Raw genomic sequence first — 17,561 nt, forward strand, 5'->3', positions numbered from 1 at the left:
AGGTGCGCATGCGGGGTAAAGGCGGAACATCCACACCGGTATTAACGTTGTCTGTATCAAGTTTCACCAGCACAGACGCCGGCACCCCGCTCGGCGCGTACCTTGTCTGGACACCAGGGAAAGCCAGGAAAGGAGCCCTCTTGTCCGCCAGATCGTCGGACCCGCCTGATCACAGTCCCCGACCACCTCGTCCGCACAGGGATGACCGCGGCACACGACGGGGTGGTGTGCGATGAGTGCCGCACTGGGACTGCTGGCCGTCCTCGTTCTGACCGCCGGTACCGGCTACTTCGTGGCGCAGGAATTCGCCTTCGTGGCCGCCGACCGGCTCACGCTGACCCGTGAAGCGGAAGCCGGCGACAAACGCGCCGCCCGCGCCATCCGGGTGCAGCAGCGTCTCTCCTTCATGCTCTCCGGAGCACAGCTCGGCATCACCGTCACCGGCCTGATCGTCGGTTTCCTGGCCGAGCCCGCCATCGCGGCACTCCTCGACCCGGCGATCGGCGCCCTCGGCGTGCCCGGCGCCGCCGTGCACGGCATCGCGCTGGCGCTCGCCTTCCTGCTGGCCACCGGCATCCAGATGGTGCTGGGCGAGCTGGGACCGAAGAACCTGGCGCTGGCCGTGCCCGAGCGGCTGGCCAAGGCGCTGGCCGGCTCCACGCTCCTCTACCTCAAGGTCACCGGTCCGGTGATCCGGATCTTCGACACGGCCGCCAACCGGCTGCTGCGCCGGGTGGGCATCGAGCCCGTCCAGGAGCTGCACCACGGGGCGACCGCCGAGGAGCTGGGCCATCTCATCGTGGAGTCCAGCGAGCACGGGCAGCTTCCGCGGTCCACGGCCGAGCTGCTGGACCACGCCCTGGACTTCTCCGAGCGGACGCTGGGCGAGGTCATGGTGCCCCGGGTGGACGTGGAGCACGTGCGCAGCGGCACCACGGCCGCCGAGGTGGTGGAGGTGATCGCCCGCAAGGGCTACTCCCAGTACCCGGTGGTGGCCGACCGGGTGGACGACGTGGTCGGCGTGGTCGGGGTGCGTGAGCTGATGCGGCTCTCGCCGGTGCGGATGCGCCGCGTGACGGCCGGTGCGCTGGCCCGCCCCGCGCTGCTGCTGCCCGACTCGCTGCCGCTGCCCCGCGCGGTGGAGCAGATGCAGGCGGAGCTGTCGGAGTTCGCGGTGGTGCTGGACGAGTACGGCGGGCTGGCGGGCATCGTCACCCTGGAGGACATCGCGGAGGAGCTGGTCGGCGAGATCGCGGACGAGAGCGACCGGGTGACGGCGGTGGCGGTCCGTGCCGAGGACGGCTCCGGCGACTGGCTGGTCGACGCCGGCCGGCGGGTGGACGAGGTCGCCGCGGTGACCGGCATCCCGCTGCCCGAGGACGACAGCTTCGAGACCATGGCCGGCCTGGTGGTGGACCATCTGGGCCGCTTCCCCGAGGTCGGCGACCGGATCGTGGTCACCCTGGAGGACGGCCACTCCGCCGGAATCGAGGTGCTGGACATGGACCGGCATGTACCGGAGCGGGTGCGGCTGGCGCTGCTGCCGGCCGGTTCCCCGCACCCGTCGCGGCAGGAGCAGAACGCATGAACCCGCTGTACGCGGCCGGGATCACCGTCCTGCTGCTGCTGGGCAGCGGGCTGTTCGTGGCCGCCGAGTTCGCCCTGGTGGCGTCCCGGCACCACCGGATGGAGCAGGCCGTGGCCGAGGGACGGCGCGGCGCCCGCTCGGCGCTGTCCGGCATGCGCGAGCTGTCGCTGATGCTGGCCGGCTCGCAGCTCGGCATCACCGCCTGCACCCTGCTGCTCGGTTCCGTCTCCAAGCCGGCCCTGTCGCACCAGGTGGAGCCGCTGCTGGAGCGGCTGGGCCTGCCGCACCAGCTCTCCTACGGCATCGCCTTCCTGTTCGCCATGGCGGTGGTGGTCTTCCTGCACATGGTGGTCGGCGAGATGGCGCCCAAGTCGTGGGCGATCGCCCACCCGGAGCGCTCGGCCATGCTGCTGGCGCCGCCGTTCATGGCCATGGTGCGGGTGGTGCGTCCGCTGCTGTGGGTGCTGAACAAGCTGGCCAACGGCATGGTCCGGCTGTTCCGGGTCACGCCGCGCGAGGAGCTGTCCTCGGTGCACAGCCGGGAGCAGCTTGCCCATCTGGTGGCCGAGTCGCAGCGGCTGGGGCTGATCAGCGAGACGGACTCCGGGCTGCTGACGCGTTCGCTCACCGAGCCGCAGTCGCCGGTGGCCGCGCTGGTGGTGCCGGCCAAGGACATCGTCTCGGTGCCGGGGGACGCCGGACCGGCGCAGATCCTGGCCGCCGCGGCGGCCAGCGACCACACCCGGCTGCTGGTGCGCGACGGCGACCGGGTGGTCGGCTCGGTGCACGCCCGGGACGCCATGGTGGCCCGGGTGGAGGGCCGCCGGGTGACCGCCGCGGAGCTGGCGCGTGAGGTGCCGCGGCTGAGGCCGGACGACACGGTGTCCCACGCGGTCGAGCAGTTGCGCCACCACCGGGCCTCGCTGGCCGTGGTCAGCACACCGGACGGCCGGCTCACCGGCCTGATCAGCCTGGACGACCTGCTGGGCCGCATCCTGGCGGCCTGAGCCGGCCCCCTGGCCCGCCCGGCCTCGGCCGGGGCGGGCCAGAGAGCCGCTCTCTCCTCACTCGTCCGGGTGATTCCCCTGATTCCCCTGATCCCGTGATTCCCCTGATCCCGTGATTCCGGTGATTCCGAGATCCCCGTGATTCCGGTGCTGCCTGGGCCGGCGGACCGGCGGCTGCGCGGCCCCGGTGGTCACCCGCCTCACCCGGGGCGGACGGATCACCGCCGGGCACCGCCCCCCGGACGGACCTTCCGGTCTTCCTCCGGACCGGCGGGGGTCTGGGCCGGGCCCTTGGCAGGGGTCTCGATCGACATGCCGCTGAGGAAACGGGCGGTGTTCACCAGGCCGACCATGGAGAAGGCCTGCGGGGTGTTGCCGATCTGGCGGCCCGCCCGCACGTCGTACTCCTCGCTCAGCAGGCCGACGTCGTTGCGCAGGCTGAGCAGGTGGTCGAAGAGTTCCCGGGCCTCGCCGGTGCGGCCGGTGCCGTGCAGGGCGTTGGCGTACCAGAAGGAGCAGGCCAGGAAAGCGCCCTCGTCGCCGGGCAGGCCGTCCACACCGCCGTCGGCGTCGTTGCGGTAGCGCAGCACCAGACCGTCCTCGCACAGTTCCCGGCCGACGGCCTCGACCGTGCCCCTGATCCGTGGGTCGTGCCAGGGCAGGAAGCCGACGCGGGGCAGCAGGAGCAGGGCGGCGTCCAGCCCGCGCGAGCCGTAGAACTGGGTGAAGGTGTTGCGCTCCGGATCGTAGCCCTGGTCGCAGACCTCGCGGTGGATGCGGTCGCGCAGTTCCGCCCAGCGGTCGGCCGGGCCGGGCAGGCCGTGGCGGCGCACGGTGTCCACCGCCCGGTCCAGGCCCGCCCAGGCCAGCACCTTGGAGTGCACGAAGTGCCGGCGGTCGCCGCGCACCTCCCACAGGCTGTTGTCCGGGTCGCGCCAGTGGCCCTCCAGGTACTCCAGCAGCATGCGCTGGAGGTCCCAGGCCGTGGTGTCGACGGCCAGTCCGGTCTCCCGGGCCAGGTGGAGGCTGTCCAGCACCTCGCCCCAGACGTCGAGCTGGAACTGGCCCGCGGCGTCGTTGCCGGTCCGCACCGGCCGTGAGCCCTCGTAGCCGGACAGCCAGGGCAGCTCGGCCTCCGGGATACGGCGGGTGCCGTCCAGGGCGTACATGATCTGGAGCTGGGACGGATCACCGGCCGCGGCCCGCAGCAGCCACTCGCGCCAGGCCCGGGCTTCCTCCAGGAAGCCCGCGCTGAGCAGGGCCTGGAGGGTGAAGGTGGAGTCGCGCAGCCAGCAGTAGCGGTAGTCCCAGTTGCGGGGGCCGCCGAGCCGCTCGGGCAGGGAGGTGGTGGCGGCGGCCAGGATGCCGCCGGTGGGCGCGTAGGTCAGGCCCTTGAGGGTGACCAGGGCGCGCCGGACCGCCGTCTGCCAGCCGCCGTCGTAGCGGCAGCCGGACATCCAGTCGGCCCAGTACCGCTCGGTGCCGGTGATGGCCTGCTCCGCGTCGGCCGGGCGGGGGCGGCGCAGGTGGGAGGCGTGGTGGGTGAGCACGAACGGCACGGCCTGCCCGGCGCCGACGGTGAAGTCGGCGACGGTGGTCAGATGCTCGCCGTGGGTCTCCACCGGGGTGTGCAGCCAGATGGAGTCGGGCCCGGCCACGGCGCACAGGTCCTCGCCGCGCCGGGTGACCCAGGGCACGACGCTGCCGTAGTCGAAGCGCAGCCGCAGGTCCATGGTCATGTCCACCCGTCCGGAGACGCCCTGCACCAGCCGGACCACGTCGGCGCCGCCGGTGCGCGGGGGCATGCAGTCGATGACGCGGACGGTGCCGTCCGGGGTGCGCCACTCGGTCTCCAGGATGAGCGAGTCGCCCCGGTAGCGGCGGGAGGTGGCCCGGCCGCCGACGGCGGCCTCCCGGGCCGGGGCGAGCAGCCAGCGGCCGGCGGAGGCGTCGTGCAGCAGGGCGGCGAAGCAGGCGGGGGAGTCGAACCGGGGCAGGCAGAGCCAGTCCACCGAGCCCTCCCGGCTGATCAGCGCGCCGGTGAGCAGATCACCGATCAGTGCGTAGTCCTCGATCGGAGCGGGCGGCGGCACGGCGGCGGGCACCTCCTCGGAGAGGGGACGGACGGAGGGAGGGACGAGGGCGGCGGACGGGCGGATGAGGGGCGCAGGGGCGCAGGGGCACGGCCGGGTCAGGGCCCGCCGGGGGCGGTGCCCTCCAGGGCGATCACCACCTTGACGTCGTCCGGCTGCGGGGTGAACGCCTCGGCGGCCCGGGCCAGCGGCACCCGGCGGCTCAGCAGCCGCTCCAGCCAGGCCGGATCGGCCCGGGACAGGTCCCGCGCGGCCTGCCGGTAGTGGCGCAGGTTGGCGTTGACCGAGCCCACCACCGCATCGTTCTCCAGCACGATCTCCCGGTTGATGCTGCCGGCGTCCACCGTCAGCCGCCGCCCGGCCGGGGAGACCCCGGTCAGGCAGACCACGCCGTAGGGCGCGGTGCCGCCCAGGGCGGCGAAGACGACCGGCCCGGCGCCGGTGGCCTCGATGATGACGTCGGGGTGGAGGCGGGCGACGGTCTCCTCCGGATCACCGGTGTGGTAATCGGCGCCGAGGTCGCGCACCAGGCCCGGTTTGGGCCCCTCGATGACCCGGTCCAGCACATGGGTCTCGATCCCGCGCTGCGTCGCGAGCAGCGCGGCCAGCAGGCCGATCGGCCCGGCGCCGGTGACCAGCACCCGGCGCGGCTCGAACCAGGACCGGCCGCCGACCCGCTCGATCTGCTCCCACGCCTTGGCGACGATGCCGGCCGGCTCGGTCAGCACCCCGGCCCGGGACAGCGCGGGGTCCAGGCGGACGGCCATGGCCGCGTCGAGAGTCCAGCGCTCGCGCGCCCAGCCGTCGAGCTCCTTGATGCCGTGCTCGGTATAGCGGCCGTTGCGGCACATGTCGAACTCGCCGCGGGCGCAGGCGCCGCACGGCACCGGATCGGGGCGGCGCACCACCCCGGCCACCAGGTCGCCGGGGGCGAAGCCGCTGTCCGGTGGGGCCTGCTCGACCCGGCCCAGCGACTCGTGACCGAGAATCAGCCGGTCCCGCCCCGGGGGAGGCCGGCCGTAGGTGCCGGAGGCGATCTCCCGGTCCGTGCCGCACACCCCCGCGGCGAGTCCGCGCACCCGCAGTACGCCGCCCCGGCCCGGCTGCTCCGGGCCTGTGCCTGCGCCTGTGCCTGCGCCCGGGGCCGGGGCTGTGCCTTGGTCCGTGCCGGGGGGCAGGTCCGGGTCCGGCTCCGGTTCCTCCCGCACCTCCAGGGAGTCCCGTTCTCCGGGTCGGACGGTCAGCGCGAGCGTCATGGCCGGTGCGGTCTCCTTCCCCGGGCCCGGACGGACAACGGGCCGTCCGGCCGTCGGTGGCGGGCGGCAGCCGCACCCGGGTATCCCGGAAAGCCGCCGCCAACCCTGACCGGGATGTCAGTTGCCCCAGCGGCCGGAGGCGGTGAGGGTCTCCAGGGAGGTGGTGTGCGGCGGGGTGGAGCGTTCGCGCAGCAGCTCGGCCGTGAGGGAGTAGGGCGGCGCCTTCTCCGGGCGGCCCTGTGCCTGGGCCACGATCTCGTCGGCGAGTGCGGTCGCCACGGAGTGCCGGGGGTAGGCGGCGTGCAGGGCCGCCCCGGCGCGGTCGGAGACGAAGCCGGTTCCGATGCCGAAATCCATGCCGATCCCGGCGTGGACCAGCGCGCACAGGGTGCCGCGGCGCTCGGCGATGCCGACGGAGGTGTGCAGGGCGATGGCTTCCCAGACGGCATCCACCTGCGGTGCGGGCAGGCCATGGGCGGTGAGGAACTCGGCGGCGGCGTCCGCGCCGTCCACCTCGAAGCGCTGGTTCCGGTCGCCGTCCTCGCTGAGCCCGATGTCGTGCAGCACGCAGGCCAGGAACAGCAGTTCGGGGTCGTAGTCGGAGCCGGGGACGGCGCCGCGGTGGTCGGCGAGCATGCGCGCGAACAGCGCCGAGCGGATGCTGTGGTTGGCGGTGGCGACGGACTCCGTGCGGCGGACGAGGGCCAGCGCGTCCCGCACCGGCGGCGTGTCCGGCGGCACCGGCGGCGTGTCCGGCGACGGGTCCGGCGACGGGGCCGGGGCCTGCGGCAAGGGCCGGGTCCGGGGCTGGAGCTGGGGCTGGGGCTGGGCCTGGGGGTGCGGGTTCTGCATGGGGACCATGCTGCGGCGCGCACCGCCCGCGGTTACAGTGGCAGAATTCCCAATATCCGAAAGGAAACTGCCATGTCCGAACCGGCCGGGCCGCCGTGGCCGCACCGGGTGGCGGTGCTGGTGCTCGACGGCGTGCTGCCGCTGGACATGGGCATCCCGGTGCAGGTCTTCACCACACCGCAGGACAGCCCCTACCGGCTGCGGCTGTGCGGCCGGGAACCCGGCCAGGTGCCCACCACGGCCGGGTTCGCCGTCACCGTGGAGGCCGGCCCGGAGGCGCTGCGGGAAGCGGACACCGTGGTCGTCCCCGGCTATGCCCCGCACCGGCGCGAGCTGCCGGCCGGCATTCTCGGCGCCCTGGCCGACTGCCACGCCCGCGGGCAGCGGCTGGTCTCCATCTGCACCGGTGCCTTCGCCCTGGCCGCCGCCGGGGTGCTGGACGGCCGCACCGCCACCACCCACTGGCGCTACGCCGAGGAACTGGCCGCCCGCCATCCCGCGGTGCGGGTCGACCCCAGGGTGCTGTACGTGGACGAGGGCCAGGTGCTCACCTCGGCCGGGGTCGCGGCCGGGATCGACCTGTGCCTGCACCTGGTGCGGCGCGATCTGGGCGCCGCAGCCGCGAACCGGGTGGCCCGCACCCTGGTCGCCGCCCCGCACCGGGAGGGCGGCCAGGCACAGTACATCAGCCGCCCGCTGCCCGGGGACCGGCCCGGAGCCGGGACGGCGCTGGGCGCCACCCGGGAGTGGGCGCTTGCCCGGCTGCACGAGCCGCTGACGGTGCGACGGCTGGCCGTGCACGCGCACCTGACGCCGCGCACCTTCGCCCGGCACTTCCTCGCCGAGACCGGCACCACGCCGCTGCGCTGGCTGCTGGCCGCCCGGATCGACCGGGCCCGGGAGCTGCTGGAGAGCAGCGGCCTGGGCGTCGACCAGATCGCCGAGCGCTGCGGCATGGGCACCGCGGCCAACCTCCGCACCCACTTCCGCCGCGCCGTCGGCACCTCCCCCAGCGCCTACCGTGCCGCCTTCGCCGCGCCGGGCGGCGCCGGACGCCCGTCAGGCGGGGGGCGGGCGGTGGCCGGGGGCAGCGGCCGGTGATCCCGGTGAGGGCTCCGTGGCGTGGCGCGGGGTGGCGTGGCGCGGGCGCTGCGGGGTCCTGGCGGGGGGTGCGGCGATGACCGGGACCTCCCCGGCCTGAGCGGTGTCCTCGTCCTCCTCTTCCGCGGGATGTCCGGCGTGGTCGAGGTCGTCGGCCGCCTCTGCCGCGGCGGCCTGTTCCTGCTCGTAGCGGATGCGCAGCAGGGCGCCGAGGCTGGACATGCGTCCGGCACGCTCGGGGTGTTCGGCGGGCGTGGCGGTGACCGCCTCCTGGGCGGAGGCGATGGCCTGGTCCAGATCGCCCGCCGTGCCGGTCCGCTCGTAGCGGGCGCGGAGCGCGGAGGCGAGATTGGCCAGGATGGTGGCCCTGCCGGGGTGGTTGCCGGGGGCCGCGTCCACGGCCGCCTGGCCGGTGGCGATGGCCTGGTCGAGGTCGGCCGCCTTGCCGGTGCGTTCGTAGCGGAGCTGGAGCACGGCCCCGAGGTTGGACAGGCGGCCCGCGCGGTTGGGGTGGGCGGCGGGGGTGGCGTCCAGGGCTTCCTGGGCGCAGGCGATGGCCTGCTCCAGGTCCTTGGCCATGCCGGTGCGTTCGTAGCGGAGCTGGAGGGCGATCCCGAGGTTGGACAGGCGGCCCGCGCGGTTGCGGTGGCTGGGGCGGGTGGCCTCGACGGCTTCCTGCCCGGCGGTGACGGCCTGGTCGAGATCCTCGGCCGAACCGGTGCGCTGGAAGCGGATGCGCAACGCGGCACCGTAGTTGGACAGGCGGCCTGCGCGGTTGGGGTGGGCGGGATCGGTGGCGTCCAGCAGGCGCTTCCACAGCCGGACCGTGTAACTGACCAGATCCGTATCCGGCGCCTGGGGCGCCTGCTGGAGGAATGCGACGGCGGTGGGGAACGCCCGGTCGGCGAGAAGGGGGAGAAGAGGCTGCGGCAGCGGCTCCTCCTCGAAGAGGAAACACGGGGTCAGCGAGTCGACCGCGGCCTCGAAGTCCTCCTGGTCCTCGTCCTCGGGCAGCGCCTGGTAGCGGTACCAGTGAAACCAGCCGAGGACGTTCAGGGAACCGAGGTCGTCGTCCTGGGCGATCTCATTGAGCCGTTCCGACTCGGCGAGCGCTTCGGGCTCCAGGACCGGGGACAGATTCTGGGTGGCCTCCACCCTTTCCAGACGGGATTCCAGAGCTGCGGTGAGCCGTTCGAGATCGTCCATGTGCCCCTCCCGGTAATGGGTTCGGGGAAACGGTAGTACCGCACGGCCCGTCGCGTGACAGAGCTGCTACGGATGGTGACCGAGGGGCGAAAAGATCTGTTCAGTTGCGCATGGCGCGGCTGAGGAACGCGCGCCACGCGGGGCTGGAGAAGACGAGCACGGGGCCGCTGGGGTTCTTGCTGTCCCTGACGGGCAGCAGCCCGGGTATGCCGTCGGCGACCTCCAGGCAGGCGCCGTCGCCGTTGCTGCTGTAGGTGCTCTTGCGCCAGGAAGCGGTGCGCGGGACATCAGTCATCGTCTTCGTCTTGCAGGGCTGCATGTTCGTACTCCCGCAGGTAGTGGCGGATCAGATCGACGGAATCCTCCGGCGGCATCGCCTTTGAGCAGATGATCTCGAAACGCTGGGTGAGGTCGATGACCCGCTCAGGCGTCTCCACCGACTCGCCGTGGACAAAGCTTTCGACGTACGCCGCCTTGGTGCCGTTCTTCCGGGTCAGCAGGACCAGACTGCCACCCTGCGCGGGGTATTCGCCCTGCGAGAAGGGCAGAACAAGCAGCGTGTTCCGAGGAACTGCCGCGTGTTGCAGCAGGGCGTGCATCTGGTGGTACATCTTCTTGGGGCCGCCGACCGGCCGGGCGAGGGCGGCCTCGTCCATCACGCCCCAGTACAGCGGCGGTTCGGGCTTGGCGAAGATGCGCTTGCGCCGCATCCGAATGTCGACGAGCTCCTGAACCCGCTCTTCTGAGGCGGTGGCGAGCGAGACACGGATGAGAGCCCTGGCATAGTCCTCCGTCTGGAGGAGTCCGGGGATCACGCTGCTGTTGAACATCTGGAAGCGGACTGCTTGGTCCTCCCAGGCAACGGCTTGTCTCCCGTAGTCCGGAATGGACGCGTCGCGGGCCAGCTCCAGAAGTTCGGTGAAGACCTCGTCCAGCTCGAAGAAGGTGTCCAGGGCTTCGGCGAGGGCCGGGGAGGGGAGCTGTTCGCCGCGCTCGACGCGGTTGAGGTAGGTGTGCGGATAGCCCAGCTCGTCGGCCAGTGCGCGCAGCGAGAGGCCGCGGTTCTCCCGCATCCGGCGCAGCCGGCGGGCCAGCCGGGCGCGCGGCATGGGGCGTTCGTCGTCGTCGGTGCGGAGTTCCATGGGCAGGTCCTTTCAACCGGCCGTCCCCGGGCATGCGTTGGTCACGGGATTGGCCTGTACGGAGCCCTTCCCGGGCGTTGAACCTGGTAACCAAGGCAACACGGAGCGCACAGACGTACAGGTGGTACAGGCATGGCACGTGGCGAGGGCGGCGAGGAGAGCACGGCTGCGGCGGCGGGCGAGGAGTCGTGGGCGGCGTACGCCGGGGTGTTCACGACGGACCGGCGGGCGGCGGCCGGGCGGGCGGCGCGGGACTCTCTGCGGGATGTGTTCGGCCTGCTGGGCCTGCCGGAGCGGGCGGTGCGGCTGGGCGGGGTCAACGGGCGGCTGGTGGTGAGCGTCGGTCCGCTGTCCGTGGAGCACGCGGACAAGCTCGCCCGGGCGCTGATGTCCGGAATGCCGGCCGGCCGGCCGGCGGTGCAGCGGGACGGTGGCCGGGAGCATGACCGCCCCACCGGCCGGTGAGCGGAGGGAGGCGTGTCCGCACACCGGTGAACTGGCCGAGCGTGGGCAGGTCCTGGTCTGCGCGGCCTGCGGTGCGGTGATCTACGGCCCGGCAGCGGCACGCCGCGTGCGCCGGATGTCCCGGGCGGCCTCGGGCCGCAGGCCGCATACCGGGGAGTGAAAGCTGGAATGATGATTCACGATTGCAATGCTCCGTGACTGCGGGGTGCAGGTCAGGGGTGGGGAGGAGCGCTGCCCGCGGGTCTGCTCGGCATCACGCGGCACGGACATCTCTTCGTTACCAGTGATGATCTGCGGTGCGGGGCGGTAGTAGTCAGATGATCGTGGTAGCGCGTGAACTGCCACTGCGCTCCGGTGCCGAGGTTGTTCTTTTTTGCAAACATGCTGATGTTCCGTCACGCCGGCCCGTTCCGGGCGGGCAGTCCCCTCAGAGAGGAATCCCAGCATGAGTAGCCGTGTTCTGCGTTCCGCGGTGGCGGCGGCCTTCGCTGCCACCCTTCTGGCCCTGTCGGCCGGCTCCGCCACCGCCCAGCCGCCACCCGGCGTCTACCTGCGCGGTCCCGACGGCGCCATGGTCGTCGAGCAGGGCCCGGGGTGCGTCCCCCTGGAGCGGCCGTTCGTCACCCAGGCAGCCCTGAACCGTACCGAGGTGACCGTCGTGCTCTTCCGCGCGGACCGGCAGCAGAGCAATCCGTGCAGCGGCGAGCTGGCGCTCATGCCGCCTCTCCGCCCGGACGAGTTCCGCGAGTACGAGCCGCCGGAGCGGGTGGGGGCCGTGGCCTTCCTGATCGGCCGCGGCTGACTCGTCGCCATCCCACGGGCGTCCGGGCGGAAGACCGTCCGGGCGCCCGCTCATGGCGTGCGACAAGGCAGTAGCCGCTGCCGCCCAGGGAGTGCACGCCGGCGACCGCCATCGGCAGGTCACCAGGTTGCCCCTCGGCGGCCCGCATCACACGGCGCAGCACGTCCGCTCCGACACTGCGGACGTCACCGCGCGGCCGGACCGGTACGCCCGGCCACATGTGGGCCGCCAGGCGTTCGGCGCCCGCCAGATCCACCGCGTTCAGGCCGCTGAGTGCCACATGCGCCGGGCGGGGAGCGGTCCCCCGGCGGACCGGGAACCCGGTCAGCTCCATCGCCCGGTTCGGTGAGTCCGGTACCTGCGGGCTGAGGAGTGCGCACGTGCGCACGATGGGGCGGCCGGTGTCCTCCGGCCCGGCGGGCCGGAACCGCAGCGCGGTGGCGTCACCGCGCATGTGCGGCAGGTCGGGGCAGCGCAGCACCCCGAGCGCATGGGCAAGGGCCCCGTGCACGAGGTCGGCACCGCACACCACGACCTCGTCGGTCCGCCCCAGCGCCAGCAGGTCCTGGGCCAGGGCGAGTGCCGTCATGCCGCCGCCGGACGATCCGACGAGGACGAAGGTCTCGTCGAAGCGCATCCGGGACGTCAGGGAGCGGACCGTGCCCGGCAGGGAAGGGCCGGGGTCGCGAGGCACGACCCCGGCAAAAGCGGTTTCGCCTGCGTCGGCGAGCATGGAGGTGAGCACCAGCGTGCTGCGCCGCCCCGGGACGGCCGCCGGGGCGAGCCGTGCCAGCGCCTCCTGGACGAGTCCGCTCCAGGAGACACCGTCGCCGTGGTGCGGCCGGACGGTCCCGGCGGGCACCGCGAGTGCGAAGTCCTCCGAACCCGGGTCCGCCGGTCCTCCCGTCCGGGAATGCCCGGTTCCGTGCCACAGCGTCGCCGTGGCGGTCGCCTCGTGGTCGCCCGTCAGCTCGGCGGTGACCGTGACGACGTGGTCGGCCCGGCCGGCCGCCAGCCAGACACCGGCCAGCCGCCGGGCATCCGTCCCGCCGGCCGGGACCGTGGCGACGGGGCCGCGGGCCCGGAGCCGCTGGGCGACGCTCCTGGTCACTCGGCCCGTGGGAAAGTAGGCGATCGCCCGGAAGAGGTCGGCGGACGCCCTGCCGCCCGCGCGCATGCAGGAGGCGAACTCGGGCATCCGGCGCAGCAACGCATGCTGGTCGCCTCGGTCGGTGGCCAGCACCAGGCCGAGCCGGGTGGTGCCGGGCGGCTCGGGCAGCGACTCCCACAGGACGGAGACGGCGCGTTCGGCTGCCCGGGTGACGTACAGGTCCTGGCCGAAGCGGCGGGTGCGCAGGACGGTGCCGGCGGCGGCCGGGGAGAGCCCGGCGGGCAGCGGGGAGACGGACCGGCCGCCGGCCCCGGTGGCGTGCCCGTACCGCACCTGTCGTGTGGCGACCGGGGTCATGGCGGCGTTCATGCCGGCGGTTTCCAGTCCGCGTAGGCAGAGGCCGGGTAGATGGCCCAGCAGACCTGTCCAAGGGGGGCCAGGCCCTTGGCGTAGACCTTGACCGTCACCACGTCCTTCTCCTTCAGAGCCATGGTGAGCTCCACCGTGCCGCGGGCCAGCGCGGCGAGCGGACTGAGGTGTTTCTCGGCCACCACCGGGCCGTCCGGAACCAGCGTGTTGCCGCTCCTCTTCGGCAGGCCCCGGTAGAACTCGCAGAACACGTCGTCGATCTGCTGGAGCCCGTTGTTGAAGATCTCCACGGAGACGATGGTGCCGTCGGTGGTGTCGGTGAAGGAGAGGGAACGGCTGAACCCCTTGAGCAGGGGGTCCTGGGCGGACGGCTGCAGCGGGATCAGCAGCGGCTGTGGGGTCTTGTAGTACCCGTCCCAGCCCTTGCCGCTCAGCTGGACGTCGTAGTCCACCATGACGCAGCCCAGGGCGGAGTGGTAGTAGATGTAGGGCGTCACCTGGTAGTCGAAGTCGGAGCTGGAGACGGCTCCCGACTGGATGGTGACCGTGAGGTCGGTGTTGGTGGTGACGGCCGTGGTGTTCACCGTCGTCTGGGAGTAGCTGTCCGTTTCGGTGAGGTTTAGGCCGAAATTGATCGGCACATATTGGAGCAGCGTCGTGCCCACCGCGAAATGCTTGCTGGTGGAAGCGGTGTTGTGCACGGTGTAGCTCTTGTTGAGGGTCTCGTGGTTCATCGACGTCTTGTCGTAGACGACCGTGGTCTGGCCGGTCTCCTCGGACACGGGATAGGACTCGAGGCTGAACAGCAGCCGCTGGGGGTCGTAGCCGTCCCGCCGGGTGTCGACGTAGCTCAGCAGGACTCCGGGGGCGGAGCGCGGCACGTAGCCCATCCAGGGGGAGCCCGCCGCCGGTGAAAGCTGCTGTTCGGGGGCCGGTGAGGCGGGGAACAGGACCGCCATGGTCCCGTCCGGTTTTCCCTGATTGCAGGACTTGCGGTAGACCGGATAGGTCCAGACGTAGTAGTCCATCCCGTAGACGGCGATCATGTCGTTGTTGGTGGTCTGCGACATCACGTGCACGGATGTGGCGGTGGAGCTGTCCTTCGTCTTGTCGAAGCCGTATCCGTACGCGTGGCTCACGTTGTCCTGCAGGGTCTGCTGCTGGACACCGAGCGACTGGCCGGTGTCGTTGGTGAACATCCACTGTTTGTTGCACGAGACCGTGGTGCCCGTGGTGACGGTTGTGCTCGTGCCGTACACCAGGGAGGGCACCGTCGAGGTTTTCGCCTTCTCGTAGGGCGGTGACTTGATGACGGCGAGCAGCTGGCCGCCCGCGCTCTCCCTGCTCGTCGTGGAGGCTGTGGGAGGGCCGAGGACGACGCTGCGGCCGGTTGTGTCGCTGGGCACCGCGGCGAATCCGGTCGCCCGGTAGTCCAGCGTCATCAGGACCGAGGGCTGCTGCAGGGTGCCGGGTTTGCCGGAGTACGGGGGGAATGTCTTGTGATTGCGGTCGACAGGGACCAGACCGGCGGTGATGGGCGCCTTTCCCTCGATGATCTCCTTCATGCCGGCCCCGCAGCCGATCACCACCACTCCCAGGACACCCTCTGCGTCACCGGATCCGGGCGTGTCGGTCCGGTGCTCCGTCAGGACCTCGCCGAAGAGGCCCGCCGCCAGGTGCAGATCAACCGAGGCCAGTGCCAGCGGGTCCGCGCCGTCGTAGCGGGAAGCCACATAGTGGTCGCAGAACTGCAGAGAAGGCGAGTTCCCGTCCTTCGCCGCCCGGAGCTCGTACAGCATCAGCGCCGCGCACCCCGAGTAGGTGACGGAGTCCGCCGAGTCCGTGAAGGTGGCGGCGTATCCCAGGACGAGCTGCTGGACGCCGCCGGCGATGACATCACCGGCGGCCAGCCGGAACACCGGATTGTCGCTCTTGTCTGGCTTCGCGAACGTGAGATCCGGTGTCGCCGTTGCCAGCGAGACCCACGTGCCGTTGGTCTGCCAGCCCGCCACCGCCAGCTGCGCCTTGCTGTCGCTGTCCGGCCGGACCACGGCGACCTGCTGGTCGGCGGTGCTGTCGAGCAGCGAGGCGGCGGTCATGCTGACCACCCCGCCGTCGCAGATGGTGCCGAGGGCCACGGAGGGAATCGTGGAAGGCACCTTCGGGTCGGGCCCGAGCACGCCCTGGCCGAGATCGTAGAGCGTGAGCTGTTGACCGGAGACAGCGGCGACGACGACGTGTGCCTCCCGCTGGCGGCGTACCAGCACGGCGCCGGCCGGCTTCCCCTCGATGGCGCTCAGCCGCAGCGGTTCGGTCAGGTTCCCCGAGGCGCAGTCCATGCTCCGCAGGAAGACCCCGGAGGAATCACTGCCCAGCAGCTGCAGGTGTGCCGTGGTCCCGGTCTGCTGCGGATCGATGCCCACCACATGGGTAAGCCCCGCGCCGTCGACCGAGAATGTCTGGCTGGTGGCCTTGTCGCCGGAGCTGCCGATCATCCACAGCTCGGTCTTGGTGAGCAGGTGGACCTTCTGCACGGCCGCCTGCACATCCGTGTCGGCCGTGAGATCCAGGACGGTGTCCTGCGGCACGGTGTCGAGCGGATCGGCCGTGGTCCCGCCCTGGCTGTTGTAGGTGACCCGGTTGTAGCGGGCCGCGCCCGCCCCTTTCGGTGTACCCAGGATGGTGAGGTCGAGGACTTCGTAGAGGGTCTGGCCGAGCTGGAGAGGGTTGGGGGGCTGATCGCCCTGCATGGCGTGGCTCCGATACTCCGGTACGGGTGGCGAGGCGGGGCGGGGGTCAGGACCGGGGCTCGAAGGACACATCGGCCATGCCGAAGCCGTGCAGCCAGAGGGATGTGGTCCGGTTGCCGCTCAGGTGCTCCGGCCGGAGGTGGAATTCGAGGTCACGAGTGGATTCGCCCTGGGTGTACAGTCCGTTGCCGATGGGCGTCCGGTGCGGCACGGTGGCCCGCACCTTGACGTACACGCCGCTGCCCGTGGACCGGCAGGTACCGCGGTAGGTGATGTTGTGGCGGCCGGTGCCCGCGACCCTTCCGTTCTCCACGGTGAAGGTGCCGAAGGGGACATCCCCGGCGGGTGCCCGCAGGGTCAGTTCGAAAGTGCCGTTGAGCTCCTGGGACATGGTCATCCCCCGATCTTCTGCTTGAGCAGCGTGAGCATGGTGGTGGCGAAGTCCGCCCGGAGAAAGGTGTTCTGCATGTTGGTCCGCACCCTCTCCAGCTGTGTGCCGGTGGAGAGGAATTCGACCAGCGCGGCGATCCAGGAGGGCATCCCGCCGGTGTCCGGGGTCATGTTGACCCGGGGCGTGCCGTTCACCGTGACGCTGTCCAGGGTGACCGTGTCGCTCAGCTTGGCCACGTAGTAGAGCGAACTGTTGTCGATCGCCTGGGTGATCGTGCCCTGGCCGTCCGCGGTGCCCGTGGTGGATTTCTTTCCCCAGTCGTAGTAGGCGCACGGCTCGCCGTACCAGTAATTGCCGTCGACCTCCAGGCAGGAGAAGCCGAACGGAAGCTGCACGGTGGAATCGTCCACCGCGGTCGCCGTCTGGATGCTCACCTGGCTCAGCGAGGCGATGCGCAGCGAGCTGAGCTGGAGGTGGGCGTCTCCGTCGCTCTCCCATGTTCCGCTGCTGCCGCCGCGGCCCTGGTTGAGGGCATCGCACGCGCCGATGTCGCCGACATCCTGGTTGTCGTCCGGCACCTTGGCCGCCTGCGCCAGGCCCGGCAGCTGGTTCTCCACCCAGTCCTGCATGTTCTGCCACGCGCTGATGACGGAGTCCGGGGGAACAGTCATTGTCGCTCCTTCCTGCGGTCAGGACCCGCTGGTGACGGAAAGCATTCCGGGGGCGTACACCTTGCCGTATTTGTCCGTCTGGCCTGCTACCCGGTATTTCTTGCCGGCCTGCACGGAACCGGGAACGGTCAGCCGGATCATGGTGCTGCTGACCTGAATGTTGTAGATGCGGGTGACGCCGATGAAGACCGATTTCACCGACTGGAGATTGCGTCCGGTGAGAGCCAGTTGCTGGGACACCGATACCGGATTCGGGCGCATGGACTCGATCTGGGGCTCCTCCGGCTGCGCTCCCACGGTGAAGTTGTCCGCGCTCTGCGCGCTGACCGTGCCCTGACTGGGGCTCTGCACGACGACCACGAACTCGCCGCTCTGCGAGTTCGGTCCGATGGTGATCCCCACGGTGCCCGCCTGTGGATCCACGGTGTTGACCGTGACGGTGCTCAAGCCGTTGAGGTACACGGATGTGTTGTCCGAAGCGGAATCGGATGGCATGTCGCTGAGCGACAGGGTTACGGCTGTATTTACGGAGCCGCTTGTCGGGTCGAAGCTTGTGATCTCCAAAATACCTCCCGGTGCGCATTCCTGATTTGATGGAAGAGTGAACCAAATTTCAGGTGGAAAAATTTCTGCGCAGCAGGCTAGGTATGGTGCATGGCCGGTGCCAAGCGACAGGCCGGATTTCACGGAATTGGAGCAGTGGGACAGGCTGGAATAACGATTCTGCGTGTGCCGCGGAGTTCCGGCGCGGGCCCGG

General features: G+C 71.4%; 16 protein-coding genes. 5 read left to right on the forward strand and 11 right to left on the reverse strand.

The annotated features are described in order from the left end of the window. Nucleotides 1-232 precede the first annotated feature (232 nt). Nucleotides 233-1,588: a hemolysin family protein gene (locus tag GQS09_RS00105; protein WP_165983856.1), complete on the forward strand. Its 1,356-nt coding sequence runs from the start codon at nucleotides 233-235 to the stop codon at nucleotides 1,586-1,588. Next, on the forward strand, nucleotides 1,585-2,595 hold the full coding sequence (locus GQS09_RS00110; RefSeq protein WP_165983857.1) for a hemolysin family protein: 1,011 nt from the start codon (nucleotides 1,585-1,587) through the stop codon (nucleotides 2,593-2,595). The genes GQS09_RS00105 and GQS09_RS00110 overlap by 4 nt, the downstream gene beginning before the upstream one ends. A gap of 218 nt (nucleotides 2,596-2,813) precedes the next feature. Here the strand turns inward: GQS09_RS00110 and GQS09_RS00115 are convergent, their stop codons facing one another. The 3 genes from GQS09_RS00115 to GQS09_RS00125 form a co-directional block, all read right to left on the reverse strand. Then, entirely contained in the window at nucleotides 2,814-4,700 is a 1,887-nt protein-coding gene (locus GQS09_RS00115) for a glycoside hydrolase family 15 protein (RefSeq protein WP_313895920.1), read from the reverse strand. A gap of 86 nt (nucleotides 4,701-4,786) precedes the next feature. Further along, on the reverse strand, nucleotides 4,787-5,944 hold the full coding sequence (locus GQS09_RS00120) for a glucose 1-dehydrogenase (RefSeq protein WP_165983858.1): 1,158 nt from the start codon (nucleotides 5,942-5,944) through the stop codon (nucleotides 4,787-4,789). A 117-nt stretch (nucleotides 5,945-6,061) separates the two neighbouring features. Then, nucleotides 6,062-6,796 (reverse strand): HD domain-containing protein, encoded by a 735-nt coding sequence (locus tag GQS09_RS00125; RefSeq protein WP_165983859.1) that lies wholly within the window; start codon nucleotides 6,794-6,796, stop codon nucleotides 6,062-6,064. A gap of 72 nt (nucleotides 6,797-6,868) precedes the next feature. Between GQS09_RS00125 and GQS09_RS00130 the strand changes: the two genes are divergently transcribed. Then, complete coding sequence (locus tag GQS09_RS00130; protein WP_165983860.1) at nucleotides 6,869-7,897, forward strand: helix-turn-helix domain-containing protein; 1,029 nt, start codon at nucleotides 6,869-6,871, stop codon at nucleotides 7,895-7,897. Here GQS09_RS00130 and GQS09_RS00135 read toward each other — a convergent pair. The 3 genes from GQS09_RS00135 to GQS09_RS00145 form a co-directional block, all read right to left on the reverse strand. Continuing rightward, a complete protein-coding gene (locus GQS09_RS00135; protein ID WP_165983861.1) occupies nucleotides 7,856-9,103 on the reverse strand; it encodes a tetratricopeptide repeat protein in 1,248 nt (415 codons plus the stop codon). The two genes, GQS09_RS00130 and GQS09_RS00135, sit on opposite strands and share 42 nt — an antisense overlap. Before the next feature lie 100 nt (nucleotides 9,104-9,203). After that, nucleotides 9,204-9,398: a DUF397 domain-containing protein gene (locus GQS09_RS00140; protein ID WP_165983862.1), complete on the reverse strand. Its 195-nt coding sequence runs from the start codon at nucleotides 9,396-9,398 to the stop codon at nucleotides 9,204-9,206. Then, a complete protein-coding gene (locus GQS09_RS00145) occupies nucleotides 9,391-10,245 on the reverse strand; it encodes a helix-turn-helix transcriptional regulator (RefSeq protein ID WP_165983863.1) in 855 nt (284 codons plus the stop codon). Before GQS09_RS00145 ends, GQS09_RS00140 begins: the two co-directional genes overlap by 8 nt. Nucleotides 10,246-10,377: 132 nt before the next feature. On the opposite strand from GQS09_RS00145, the gene GQS09_RS00150 reads away from it, so the two are divergent. Together GQS09_RS00150 and GQS09_RS00155 are read left to right on the forward strand one after the other, a co-directional pair. Beyond that, nucleotides 10,378-10,710 carry a hypothetical protein gene (locus tag GQS09_RS00150; RefSeq protein WP_165983864.1) on the forward strand — a complete coding sequence of 111 codons (333 nt, stop codon included), beginning with the start codon at nucleotides 10,378-10,380 and terminating at the stop codon, nucleotides 10,708-10,710. 445 nt (nucleotides 10,711-11,155) lie between these two features. Further along, the gene (locus GQS09_RS00155; RefSeq protein ID WP_165983865.1) at nucleotides 11,156-11,512 is read left to right on the forward strand and encodes a hypothetical protein; all 357 of its coding nucleotides are present in this window, start codon (nucleotides 11,156-11,158) and stop codon (nucleotides 11,510-11,512) included. Here GQS09_RS00155 and GQS09_RS00160 read toward each other — a convergent pair. From GQS09_RS00160 to GQS09_RS00180, 5 genes are read right to left on the reverse strand one after another with little or no spacing between them, the layout of a single operon-like run. Then, nucleotides 11,424-12,992, reverse strand: coding sequence for a hypothetical protein (locus GQS09_RS00160; protein WP_165983866.1), 1,569 nt, complete (start codon nucleotides 12,990-12,992; stop codon nucleotides 11,424-11,426). The genes GQS09_RS00155 and GQS09_RS00160 overlap by 89 nt on opposite strands. Beyond that, nucleotides 12,989-15,742, reverse strand: coding sequence for a hypothetical protein (locus GQS09_RS00165; protein WP_165983867.1), 2,754 nt, complete (start codon nucleotides 15,740-15,742; stop codon nucleotides 12,989-12,991). Before GQS09_RS00165 ends, GQS09_RS00160 begins: the two co-directional genes overlap by 4 nt. A 46-nt stretch (nucleotides 15,743-15,788) precedes the next feature. Continuing rightward, a complete protein-coding gene (locus GQS09_RS00170) occupies nucleotides 15,789-16,139 on the reverse strand; it encodes a hypothetical protein (RefSeq protein WP_165983868.1) in 351 nt (116 codons plus the stop codon). Further along, nucleotides 16,136-16,804 (reverse strand): hypothetical protein, encoded by a 669-nt coding sequence (locus GQS09_RS00175; protein ID WP_165983869.1) that lies wholly within the window; start codon nucleotides 16,802-16,804, stop codon nucleotides 16,136-16,138. The genes GQS09_RS00170 and GQS09_RS00175 overlap by 4 nt, the downstream gene beginning before the upstream one ends. 18 nt (nucleotides 16,805-16,822) lie before the next feature. Next, a complete protein-coding gene (locus GQS09_RS00180) occupies nucleotides 16,823-17,368 on the reverse strand; it encodes an IPT/TIG domain-containing protein (RefSeq protein WP_165983870.1) in 546 nt (181 codons plus the stop codon). Between the last annotated feature and the right edge of the window lie 193 nt (nucleotides 17,369-17,561).

The sequence above is a fragment of the Streptomyces sp. YIM 98790 genome, from assembly GCF_011421595.1.
In the GTDB taxonomy this organism is placed as follows: Bacteria; Actinomycetota; Actinomycetes; order Streptomycetales; family Streptomycetaceae; genus Streptomyces.

Excerpts from the sequence above, each read along its gene's own strand:
- GQS09_RS00105 (WP_165983856.1), top strand. The coding sequence starts at position 233 with ATGAGTGCCGCACTGGGACTGCTGGCCGTCCTCGTTCTGACCGCCGGT.
- GQS09_RS00110 (WP_165983857.1), top strand. The coding sequence starts at position 1,585 with ATGAACCCGCTGTACGCGGCCGGGATCACCGTCCTGCTGCTGCTGGGC.
- GQS09_RS00120 (WP_165983858.1), bottom strand. The coding sequence starts at position 5,944 with ATGACGCTCGCGCTGACCGTCCGACCCGGAGAACGGGACTCCCTGGAG.
- GQS09_RS00125 (WP_165983859.1), bottom strand. The coding sequence starts at position 6,796 with ATGCAGAACCCGCACCCCCAGGCCCAGCCCCAGCCCCAGCTCCAGCCC.
- GQS09_RS00130 (WP_165983860.1), top strand. The coding sequence starts at position 6,869 with ATGTCCGAACCGGCCGGGCCGCCGTGGCCGCACCGGGTGGCGGTGCTG.
- GQS09_RS00135 (WP_165983861.1), bottom strand. The coding sequence starts at position 9,103 with ATGGACGATCTCGAACGGCTCACCGCAGCTCTGGAATCCCGTCTGGAA.
- GQS09_RS00140 (WP_165983862.1), bottom strand. The coding sequence starts at position 9,398 with ATGACTGATGTCCCGCGCACCGCTTCCTGGCGCAAGAGCACCTACAGC.
- GQS09_RS00145 (WP_165983863.1), bottom strand. The coding sequence starts at position 10,245 with ATGGAACTCCGCACCGACGACGACGAACGCCCCATGCCGCGCGCCCGG.
- GQS09_RS00150 (WP_165983864.1), top strand. The coding sequence starts at position 10,378 with ATGGCACGTGGCGAGGGCGGCGAGGAGAGCACGGCTGCGGCGGCGGGC.
- GQS09_RS00155 (WP_165983865.1), top strand. The coding sequence starts at position 11,156 with ATGAGTAGCCGTGTTCTGCGTTCCGCGGTGGCGGCGGCCTTCGCTGCC.
- GQS09_RS00160 (WP_165983866.1), bottom strand. The coding sequence starts at position 12,992 with ATGAACGCCGCCATGACCCCGGTCGCCACACGACAGGTGCGGTACGGG.
- GQS09_RS00165 (WP_165983867.1), bottom strand. The coding sequence starts at position 15,742 with ATGCAGGGCGATCAGCCCCCCAACCCTCTCCAGCTCGGCCAGACCCTC.
- GQS09_RS00170 (WP_165983868.1), bottom strand. The coding sequence starts at position 16,139 with ATGACCATGTCCCAGGAGCTCAACGGCACTTTCGAACTGACCCTGCGG.
- GQS09_RS00175 (WP_165983869.1), bottom strand. The coding sequence starts at position 16,804 with ATGACTGTTCCCCCGGACTCCGTCATCAGCGCGTGGCAGAACATGCAG.